This window comes from Arsenicibacter sp. R0_47 (assembly GCF_057652235.1).
This window is the reverse complement of sequence record NZ_JBYFCJ010000001.1, coordinates 247382-257176: the sequence shown is the minus strand read 5'-3', so window position 1 is coordinate 257176 and position 9795 is coordinate 247382. Positions and strand designations below refer to the sequence as shown.

The following is a 9795-nucleotide window of genomic DNA, read 5'->3' as shown; positions in this document are numbered from 1 at the left end:
TCCCCACTTCTTTTCTTCTAATTTTTTTTTTTTGTCTTTTATTTTGGTTTGGGGGGCCACCCCCCTCCCCCCCCCCACCACTTTTTTTTACTCCTTCACACACCGGAAGCCAACCGTGGCGTTGCGCTCAAAGCCGGAGGAGATATAATTGCCGGTCAGCGTCCGGCAACCACGCCCGCACCCTGCCCCAACAGCACCTGTCCAGGGCGTTTTTGCGTATGGATTCCGTTTTCAATAACCGACACGCCGTTGACAAGGACAAACGAAAATCCGGTTGAATAGGCGTGCGGCGCTTCATAGGTCGCGGCATCACCCACCGTTTTTTCGTCAAATACTACGATGTCGGCGGCATACCCTTCTTTGAGCAGTCCTCGGTTTGCCAGCTTAAAGCGCTGGGCGGGCAGAGAAGTCATCCGGCGGATGGCATCTTCCAGCGGAATAATCTGTTTCTCACGCACATACCGGCCTAAGACACGGGCATTGGTACCATATCCGCGCGGATGCGGCATACCGGAATTGAACCGGCTCACGCCCGCATCCGAGGCAATCATGGTGTTCGGATACCGCATGATGTTAGCCACATCGTCTTCCGACATGGTATGGTATACCATCTGAATCCGCTTCATACCCGACTTTTCGATCAGGTCCATCACCAGATCGGCCTCGGTGGCGGCATTGGCCTTCCGGCCCAGCTTCCGGTTTATTGTTGAGATACTCATGCCGTTGAACGTGGTGTCGGCCGGCAGATAGGCGACCACGGCATAATCGAAGTCTTTGCGGTCATTTTTTTTCAGGCTTTCCAGCATCTCCTTCCGGATTTTCGCGCGCGTGACCGGATCACAGAACCGCACCAATACCAGCGAGTCGCTGTCAGCCAGTGCCCAGGCCGGAATGATGCTTTGCAGCGACGTACTCGACGCCGTGTAAGGATACTGATCCACCGTAACATCCAGCCCTTCGCGGCGGGCCGCCTCCACCAGTCCTATGGTTTGTTTGCTAAAGCCCCAAATCGGCTTGCTGGCCACTTTAAAGTGTGAAATTTCGACCGGAATCCGGGCCTCCCGCGCAATCTGAATGGCTTCGTTGATAGCCGCTTCAACCTCCTGCCCCTCGTTCCGCATGTGCGACGCATAGACGCCGCCGTACCGGGCTGCCACTTTAGAGAGATTGACAATTTCGGGCGTTTTGGCGTAGGTCCCCGGCGTATAGATCAGGCCCGTAGCAATACCGACGGCGCCCTCCTTCATGGCCTGTTCCACAAGGGCTTCCATCTCAGCCTGCTCGCGGGCAGTCGGGTCACGGAAGGCGGTTTTCATGACTTTCAGCCGGACGGAATTGTGGCCGATGAGCGAGCAAACGTTCGGAGAAATGCCCATACTGCGCAGGCTTTCAAAATACGTCCGCAGGTCGGTCCGCGACGAGCCGCAGTTACCCGTCACCAGCGTAGTTACGCCGTCATACAGAAAGTTATCAGCGCCGGGCCGCTCTTCCAGACTCCCTTCAACGTGCGTATGCACATCCACAAAGCCAGGGGCAACAATCTGGTTTTTCGCGTCGATCAGCTGCCGGGCGCTGGCCGTTGCCGGTACCGTACCAATAAAAATGACCTTGCCATCCTTCACCGCCACGTCGGCATAGTACCAGGGGTTTCCCGTACCATCCACTACACGGCCATTCCGGATCACAAGGTCGTAGGTCTGCGCCTTTACCAGCCCTGCACAGGCCAGCAGGCAGCATAGACTTAGTGTAATGTGCTTCATGATTATTCAGGTTGTACCCGTGATAATAATCAAAAAGCCAGAGGATTACTAAAGTTTGAAGGCAATACTGAATTTCATCCGGAGTTCATCTTCAACCGGCACCATCATCAGTGACGGACGCTCAATTTTGAAATCGGTAATTTTCAGGGTAAAGGCCCCGTCGACCACTGTTTTGCCATTGGCCTGTTTCTGGGTAGCCTGTACGGTTACGGGTTTTGATACCCCGTGAAAGACCAGATTGCCCTTAATGGTCAGCGCGCCGTTGGCACCGGTCTGAATGTCCTGACTCGAGAAGGTCACATTCGGGTACTTGATGCCATCGAGTACTTCAATCGCATGCGAATCGCGGTTAGCATTTTTACTGTCGAACGACGCGATTTTGGCAACAACGGCTACGGATTCAAACTTCTGCGCGTCGTCGTCGTACATAGCAGCGCACGTCACATCCTTGTTAACAGCATCCCATTCGTGCATAGGGTGCTTCATGCTATAGGTAATCGACGAACTGCCTTTATCGGCCATAATTTTCCGCTTGGCCATCGGATTGGGTGCTACCCAGCTGGTTAGCCCGAGGGCAATAAGCCCCCACAAGGCTACGTATATAACCCGTTTCATGATAAAAGACTGTTATAATGATACTTAGACTTAAAACTTGATGGCGATTATAGAGGCGGCAAACGCCCCGAACGTCGTATAGGCAGCGGCTCTGTGGTAGGGTTTAAGCTTGTAGTTATCCTGGATCATGCCCGACAGGACATTCGTCGTAATCATACCGGCGATATGGAGCACAGCCAGGTATTTATGCAGTTTAATCGAGCTAAAGCCTTTCCGCTCCGAAACCATTTTGGGCGGTGCAGCGAGTGACAGAACGGCCGTTGTCGTATACGCTACGTTGATGCCCGTTGCCAGCATTTCGTGGGTTTCCTTGATGCGGGAATAATCGTTGCCTTTAGCGTTGTACAACTTAGCACCAACCAGCCCCTGCGCAACCATACCGGCCAGGGTCACAAAACCGGCAACCTGGTGTGTTTTCAGCATGAACCGGCGCACTTTAAGCTCCTTTTCGCGGCCTTCCGGTGTCAGCGGGGCCACGTTCATCACCCGCAACAGGCCTTTAGGTCCCCAGAAGGCCCGCTGTGTAAAAATCATTTTTGACGGCAGCAGTTCCTGCTTTTCCGTTGATTCAGTAAGGCCACTGAGCAAATCATCGCCCGAGGCTGCTTTTGTGGTATCCCGATGAACAGCTGTGGAGTCCTGTGCGTAGCTGTAGCTCATCAGAAAAAAGCCGATGAGCAGGCAAATTACATGTTTCATTCGTTACCCGAGCTAAAGATTAGAAAACAAAGACCGGCTCACCTTACTGCCTTTCCATGTGCGCATTTCAGGTAAGCCGGTCTGTTTTTACATACGTATCCGCTGCCGCCAGTGCAGCCTCTATGTGTCTGAATTAATGCAAAATTAACGTCATTTACTGAGATACCTGTAAGGTATTCCCATTGGATGATAATGTAGTTTTATACGATTTTACAGCCTGTGCTGCAGGTCCGACCTGAACTGTACCATCGGTGGCAAACTCACTGCCGTGTAAGTCACAGAGGAAATCATCCTGTGCCAGCCGATAATTAAGGTTTCCGCCCTGATGTGTACAAATCCGGCCGACAGCAACCAGCTTGTTGCCTTTGGCATTCGCCACAACCACGTCACCGACAGCTACGAATTTACCTTCTGTTTTCAGATCCTTATAATTGTTATCTGTCAGGTCAAGCGTAAAGCTGATAGCCCCTTTTGAGGTCTGGGCATTACCGGTAAACCCTGAGGTTGTGCTACCTGTACCCGTTCCGGTTCCGGTACCTGTCCCGGTGCCCGGCGTTACGGTAGTATCATCTTTACTGCCGCAGGACGACAGTGTTCCCATACAGTATAACGCCATCAAGGCGCTGCTGCTCAGGCCCAGACTACGCAGAAATTCGCCGCGTTTCATTGTTTCTTCAACAGGTTGTTGCGTATTCATAGACAAAAGGAGTTTGTGTTCAATACGGCTGAACGTACTGAACGGATTTACAGATCAGTAAAAAAGGATTAAAGTTTGTATCGGATCGAGAGGAATGTTCCTGTACTAATAAGATTTACCTTAAAACGGCCCACCCCTTGCAGAGGCGTTTTTATGAACGGTTCGATTTGCCAGGACCAGCGTTTAGTCCACGCCCGTTCGTAGCCTACCGAAAAATTCAAGTGGCTCAGGCTATAGGTACCGGTTTTTCCAGCCCATTGTTTGAACTTTATTCGTGGATCATTCGGATTCTCATACTGATAATCATATACTTCGCGAAGCATCACAAAGCTGGTCGCCCCAGTATTTACAAACCAGCGCGACGGCGTCAGACCGGATTTGCGCGGTTGTAAAACAACGTCATATCGTACATTCAACGGAATATCAATCATGCTGCATACACCGTCTACCCCCAGAACCGGCACCTGCCATTTCCAGTTAGTCGGCCATACGTATTGGTCAGGATAAGCTTCGTAAACTTTCTTACTCCACATAGCCCCGGCCTGTACGCTCCAGCGACTACTCAACCGGTATTCAACCAACAAACCCAGATTTGTGCCCGGCCGCACAAAATCATGCAGACCGATCGTTGTCAGGTCCGGCGAAACCATTGCCCGCAGGCTAAAACCACGTACTTTAGGACGGGTTGTAGCGGCCGGCTTTTCTACATCAGGTGCCGCGACCGGATGGTACAGCGCCGAGGTAAATACCGGCCAGACAAACGAATGGCTCCGCAGCCGGGCGACGTCCTGCCATACCGGCATTGCACCCGCCTCTGCTACAGCAGCCGAATCCGGACCGGTTACCCTGACTGGGCCTTCGCTGGCCGGATCAAAATCCGGGTTGGCAACCGTACCGGCCCGTCTTCCCGGAAGCGTGACCGCGGCCACCGGCTTATCCGTTGCCGGAGTCTGGTCCGTCACCGCTACCGGCGACCGGTTGACGGGTGCATCAGCCGTTTGCGATACCGCTGCCTGCTGCTCGTCTACCGCCAATCCGGCCGGCGTTCTCCGCTTGCCTGATCTATCTGCCAGCCGGACCGGCGGTTGCGTTGTTAAACGTATAGATTGGTTGCTGGTATTCGGATTCCGGGTCGACCGGTCAGGGGTAACAACCTGCGATGTTGCGGCGCCGGATGTACTGTTTTGGTCTGTTTGTGGCAGTACGATTTTGGTCGCTTCCGGTATGCGGCGGCCTTCATTGCCGGCAACACCGGTTGCTGCGGCCTGTGGCGGTCGGGCTGTTTCCGTAGCAACACGTGCTCCGGGAGTAACGGCAGGGTCCGTTGCAGCCGGTTTGTTCTCTGGCGTCATCGGTTCCGCACGGTCTGGCTGGTGCTGTGCCCTGGTAGGCTGGCCCGGCTGCTGCCGGACCGACGCCCCCCCTGCGTTCAGAACCTCCCAGGAATACCATCCAACAAACCCCAGCAGCAATACGGCCAGCAATATAGAACTCCGTACAAGCCACTTATTCATTAACACTTTCCGGTCATGCTCCTCCAGACGAGCCCGCATGTCCTGCCAGGCGGCCGGATCAAATGTCGGTTCAAACTCTTCAGCTGACTTTCTGAAGAGCCCGTCGAGGCCCTCATGGGGCTGATCGTTATCGGGGTACTCTTGCATACTTATCACTGTTTATGGATTGACTTTTTTTTTGCAGCATCGACCGGAGTGCCTCACGCGCTCTCGCCAGATTAGACTTTGACGTTCCGGCCGAAATCCCCAGTCGGGCCGAAATTTCGTCATGGCTATAGCCATCAATAACATACATATTAAATACCAGCCGGTAAGCCGGTGATAAATCCTGGACCAGACCGATCAATTCTTCATACGCCAGCTGGCTGTATGCATCAGCCTGATCGGTTGCCACTTGTTCAGCCTTGCCGGCATCATCATGATGATAGTGCCGTACTTCATGCCGGTAATTATCCAGTGCCGTATTGATCAGTATCCGGCGCAGCCAGCCTTTAAACGGCTGGGCCTGGTCATACTGCTGCAAACGCGTGAACACCTTCAGAAAACCGTCATTCAGTACTTCCAGGGCCTCTTCCCGTGTTGACGTATAGCGCAGACAAACGCCCATAGCATAGCCGTAGAATTGCTGGTATAGCAACTCCTGACTGCGTCGCTGATTGCGAAGACAACCGGCTAACAGTTCATGCAACGCTGGAGGGGGGGATCCGTTTGCCATGAATACCGTTTTTAAATCTGTTTTCCAGGATCGGTTTACGGGCGATTCCACCCGTAAACCGACGTCACTCACATGCTTAGTTCGGCGCTACCTGCGTGCTTGCATTCACGATAGGCCAGATGCCCGGCGACGGTACGCTTACGCCTTTGGTTGCTCCGCGAACGGCGTTGTCAGGGCCAAAGTAGTACAGCGGCCAGCCTTTATATGTCAACTGCTTCTTACCTGTTCCCGTCACATCAATAACCACGAAGTCAGACTTACTTAATACTGACGGAATCGATTTCAAAGTTGCCTCTTCAAACAATGGCCAGGTGGCATTATTGCTCAGGTCAGTTTTAGTATACTTATTCTGCTTGTTCCGGTCATTAACAAATCCGTACAGTGTCCGGCCGACACCGTCAGTAAAGTAGATGGTATTTCCAGTCCCTTCCTTGTAATCACTCGTGTACGTTTTGCCATTGTTACCCAGCAGCTGCCCGTTGCCCAGCATAATGCTGTAATCGGTTTTGGCGACCAGCCACACGTTATTCACGTTTTCACCCGTTACGTCACCGGCTTTTGTATCATTCTTGTAATAATACAGCGGCCATCCCTTGTAGGTCGTCTGCTTTGAACCGTCGGGGCGGCTGATTGTCGCAAAGTCCGTTGCGGTTAATCCTGTACCCAGCTTCATGGTTGCCGGATCCTTATAGAAAACCGGCCAGTTACCCATGCAGGCAGCCGAGGTGCAGCTTGATACACCCGTCACATCGTTGGCAAAAAAGTAAAGTGTTTTGCCGCTTTCGCCCGTTAATACACTCCCTAATGTGGTTGTACCTAAATCCACATCATTGGCAGGTGTAGAGTCTTTGTCTTTACACCCGGTCACTAAGGCAACAAATAAAAGAACGTAGTACAGGCCGTATTTGGTCAAAGATGGCTGTTTCATGATTGTCAACTGCTGTTAATATATGTGATTAGTAACTCTCAGTTGAACCGGTTCAGTCATCAATACGGACGGTTGCGGATTCGGGTTGCGTCGGTCCGGAAAAAAATTACAGTTGGTATAGCCTAATGATACATCCGGGTAATGCTGTCAGACATAAGTTCGTAGATTTCGGCCAGTTGCGGCTGTTCAGTCAGCAAGGCCAGATGCGCCTGCATCGTCTGCCGGTCGCCGCGGCGGGCGGGTCCGGTCTGCACATCAGCCGGATGACCGGCAGCCAGCCCCTTCCGGATAGTTTCCCGGATCAGCGGCCGCAACAGCTTAAACGGCACACCATTGGTCTCGGTCAGGTCTTTGGCGATGGCCAGCAGGTGATTGGTGAAATTACAGGCAAACACCGCTGCCATGTGCAGCAGCCGGCGCTCTTCGGAGGTAATGAGATAAACAATGTCGCTCAGCTCCTGCCCCAGTTCGACCAGCACATCTTCGGTTTCCTTATCACTGGCTTCCAGACACAGCGGAATCTGGTCAAAGGAAAGCGGAGGCTGGTCCCGGCTAAAGGTCTGCAACGGATAAAAAACCCCTGTCCGGACCGGCACATCACTGTATATTCCCATCCACTGGCGGAGCTGCGACAATGATCTGGTACCCGACGTATGTACCACAATGGCATCTTCCGGCAGAACCAGTTGCCGGCATACTTCGTCCAGCGCATCATCGGCCACAGCCAGCACAAACAAATCCGACGAACTGTCAGCAAAGTTTAAATCCGTTCTGACACCGGCATCGTATAACATACTGACGAGCTGTCCGGCCTGTACGGCACGGCGGCTGTAAACTTCATTGATCTGATGGCCAGCGTTTTCGAAAGCAGGTGCAAGGTGCCATGCCAGATTCCCGGACCCGATGAAGGTAATGTGCATTTTTAGATTGCGCGAATGAGTGATTGAGTGGTTGAGCGAATAATTACAGCAAATTAATTCACTCATTCGCTAAATCACGCAATCACTCTGCCTAATTCCTGCCAATTCGTCAGTTTACTCCCTTTTTGTGCGGGAAATTGAAACAAAGGAGTGATTTTTGCAGTCAATACCTGATAAGGCCAGGCATTTTCGTTATGAAAGTCATGAATTATGTTGGGCCAAACCGACGGTGAACGGCAAATAATTGTAAATTTATGGCGACTATGCCCGAACTTATGTCAGACACGCCAGCTCGAGGCTATTCTGAAGATCAGAAATACCTTATCTTTAACAAGGAGTTTATGCCGCACATAGACTCCATGTACAACTTTGCGTTTCGTCTGACGATGGATGAGGACGACGCCAATGATTTGGTACAAGATACCTATTTAAAGGCGTTTCGGTTTATCTCGTCGTTCGAACAAGGAACTAACGCCAAAGCCTGGTTGTTCCGAATCCTGAAGAACAGCTTCATTAACGATTACCGGAAAAAAAGTAAGGAGCCGGCCAAGGTCGATTATCAGGATGTAGAGACAACCTACAACTCTGAAGACGCTGAGGCTGAGCACACTGTCGACCTGCGGGCCGAGTCTGTTTCGGATCTGATCGGTGATGAAGTTGCTACAGCGCTGAACTCGCTGCCGGTGGATTTCAGGACGGTTATTATTCTCTGTGATATCGAAGGATTCACGTACGAAGAAATGGCCAAAATCCTGGATATTCCGATTGGTACGGTTCGGTCCCGGTTACACCGCGCACGTAACCTGTTGAAAGAAAAATTGCGTGATTACGCAAAATCAATGGGTTATCGTGAAGAAAATGAGGAATAGCCGAAACTTTTTCTATATATAAATTGGTTAAGCCAGTAACATTTCCGTATTACTAATCTTGGAATAAATTAAACTTTTCCAATGCAAACGTCGTTGCCATCACCGTATCCTGCCAACCTGGATAGCTTGCCTAAACAGCATTGCGACCATCAGTCCAATTGTCTGAAATTAATCCAGCTCCTTGTTGATGGAGAGGCCACAGAGGAACAGTTAGAGAAGTTGAAGAAGAGCATGGAGGTTTGCCGTCCCTGCATCGAGATGTATCATCTCGAAAAAGAAGTGAAGGCATTGCTCCTGGAACGAATGGAGAAGAAGTGCTGTCCGGACAAGCTGATCGCAACCATTAAATCGCGTATCGCCAGTTTAAGTTAACAACCCGTTTCAGGTTTCTTTTTATCCCTTATCAGTGCGCCGCCATTGCGGAACATACCATAAAAGGAAACCTGAAACCTTACAATGCCTATTTTGGAAGGTAAACTCATTATTTTTTCGGCCCCGTCGGGTTCGGGAAAAACTACCATCGTTAAACACCTGCTGGCCGAGAACTCAAATCTCGGCTTTTCGATTTCTGCCTGTACCCGCGACCGCCGGGGCCGTGCTGAAGAAAACGGGAAAGACTACTATTTCCTGACTCCCGAAGATTTCAAGCAACGCATTGACCGCGACGAATTTGTCGAGTGGGAAGAAGTGTATGTCGGTGCTTTTTACGGAACCCTGAAAGCCGAAATTGAACGGGTGTGGGCATCCGGCAAACATGTGCTGTTTGATGTTGATGTTCAGGGCGGACTTAAGCTCAAAAAATATTACGGAGACCGGGCGCTGGCCATCTTCGTTAAGGTCCCTGACGAAGAAACCCTGCGCGATCGCCTGATCGGCCGCGGTACCGAAACCGAAGACAGCCTGTCGAAGCGACTGTTTAAAGTGCATTTTGAGATGAGCTTCCAGGATCAGTTCGATGTCGTTCTGGTGAATGATAAACTGGATGACTCACTGCAAAAGGCCCAGAAACTGGTTGACGACTTCATAAAAGACAATAAGACTCCGGAAAAAGGAGCCATCATTTAATATAGTCAGGTAG

General features: G+C 51.3%; 11 protein-coding genes. 3 read left to right on the top strand and 8 right to left on the bottom strand.

Annotated elements, in window-relative coordinates; translation table 11 throughout:
• Window positions 1–155: 155 nt before the first annotated feature.
• From AC23NW_RS01070 to AC23NW_RS01035, 8 genes are all read right to left on the bottom strand, one after another.
• On the bottom strand, window positions 156–1760 hold the full coding sequence (locus AC23NW_RS01070; RefSeq protein ID WP_487447125.1) for an N-acyl-D-amino-acid deacylase family protein: 1605 nt from the start codon (window positions 1758–1760) through the stop codon (window positions 156–158).
• A gap of 48 nt (window positions 1761–1808) precedes the next feature.
• A complete protein-coding gene (locus AC23NW_RS01065) occupies window positions 1809–2375 on the bottom strand; it encodes a YceI family protein (RefSeq protein WP_487447124.1) in 567 nt (188 codons plus the stop codon).
• A gap of 30 nt (window positions 2376–2405) precedes the next feature.
• Complete coding sequence (locus AC23NW_RS01060; protein WP_487447123.1) at window positions 2406–3074, bottom strand: hypothetical protein; 669 nt, start codon at window positions 3072–3074, stop codon at window positions 2406–2408.
• Between the two features lie 154 nt (window positions 3075–3228).
• Complete coding sequence (locus AC23NW_RS01055; RefSeq protein WP_293834231.1) at window positions 3229–3771, bottom strand: QcrA and Rieske domain-containing protein; 543 nt, start codon at window positions 3769–3771, stop codon at window positions 3229–3231.
• A gap of 68 nt (window positions 3772–3839) precedes the next feature.
• Window positions 3840–5432 (bottom strand): hypothetical protein, encoded by a 1593-nt coding sequence (locus AC23NW_RS01050; protein WP_487447122.1) that lies wholly within the window; start codon window positions 5430–5432, stop codon window positions 3840–3842.
• Window positions 5413–6000, bottom strand: a complete 588-nt coding sequence (locus tag AC23NW_RS01045; RefSeq protein WP_293834233.1) for an RNA polymerase sigma factor — start codon at window positions 5998–6000, stop codon at window positions 5413–5415. The genes AC23NW_RS01050 and AC23NW_RS01045 overlap by 20 nt, the downstream gene beginning before the upstream one ends.
• Window positions 6001–6076: 76 nt before the next feature.
• Window positions 6077–6928: a hypothetical protein gene (locus AC23NW_RS01040; protein WP_487447120.1), complete on the bottom strand. Its 852-nt coding sequence runs from the start codon at window positions 6926–6928 to the stop codon at window positions 6077–6079.
• Window positions 6929–7050: 122 nt separating this feature from the next.
• Window positions 7051–7848 carry a Rossmann-like and DUF2520 domain-containing protein gene (locus AC23NW_RS01035; protein ID WP_487447118.1) on the bottom strand — a complete coding sequence of 266 codons (798 nt, stop codon included), beginning with the start codon at window positions 7846–7848 and terminating at the stop codon, window positions 7051–7053.
• A 254-nt stretch (window positions 7849–8102) separates the two neighbouring features.
• Between AC23NW_RS01035 and AC23NW_RS01030 the strand changes: the two genes are divergently transcribed.
• The 3 genes from AC23NW_RS01030 (at window position 8103) to gmk (ending at window position 9782) form a co-directional block, all read left to right on the top strand.
• Window positions 8103–8717: a sigma-70 family RNA polymerase sigma factor gene (locus tag AC23NW_RS01030; RefSeq protein ID WP_293845017.1), complete on the top strand. Its 615-nt coding sequence runs from the start codon at window positions 8103–8105 to the stop codon at window positions 8715–8717.
• Between the two features lie 81 nt (window positions 8718–8798).
• Window positions 8799–9089, top strand: coding sequence for a hypothetical protein (locus tag AC23NW_RS01025; RefSeq protein WP_487447116.1), 291 nt, complete (start codon window positions 8799–8801; stop codon window positions 9087–9089).
• 93 nt (window positions 9090–9182) lie between these two features.
• Complete coding sequence (gmk, locus tag AC23NW_RS01020; protein ID WP_293845019.1) at window positions 9183–9782, top strand: guanylate kinase; 600 nt, start codon at window positions 9183–9185, stop codon at window positions 9780–9782.
• The last annotated feature ends 13 nt before the right edge of the window (window positions 9783–9795 follow it).

Coding starts and splice junctions, on each gene's coding strand:
- AC23NW_RS01050 (WP_487447122.1), bottom strand. CDS start 5,432: ATGCAAGAGTACCCCGATAACGATCAGCCCCATGAGGGCCTCGACGGG.
- AC23NW_RS01060 (WP_487447123.1), bottom strand. CDS start 3,074: ATGAAACATGTAATTTGCCTGCTCATCGGCTTTTTTCTGATGAGCTAC.
- AC23NW_RS01040 (WP_487447120.1), bottom strand. CDS start 6,928: ATGAAACAGCCATCTTTGACCAAATACGGCCTGTACTACGTTCTTTTA.
- AC23NW_RS01070 (WP_487447125.1), bottom strand. CDS start 1,760: ATGAAGCACATTACACTAAGTCTATGCTGCCTGCTGGCCTGTGCAGGG.
- AC23NW_RS01025 (WP_487447116.1), top strand. CDS start 8,799: ATGCAAACGTCGTTGCCATCACCGTATCCTGCCAACCTGGATAGCTTG.
- AC23NW_RS01030 (WP_293845017.1), top strand. CDS start 8,103: ATGGCGACTATGCCCGAACTTATGTCAGACACGCCAGCTCGAGGCTAT.
- AC23NW_RS01055 (WP_293834231.1), bottom strand. CDS start 3,771: ATGAATACGCAACAACCTGTTGAAGAAACAATGAAACGCGGCGAATTT.
- AC23NW_RS01045 (WP_293834233.1), bottom strand. CDS start 6,000: ATGGCAAACGGATCCCCCCCTCCAGCGTTGCATGAACTGTTAGCCGGT.
- AC23NW_RS01035 (WP_487447118.1), bottom strand. CDS start 7,848: ATGCACATTACCTTCATCGGGTCCGGGAATCTGGCATGGCACCTTGCA.
- AC23NW_RS01065 (WP_487447124.1), bottom strand. CDS start 2,375: ATGAAACGGGTTATATACGTAGCCTTGTGGGGGCTTATTGCCCTCGGG.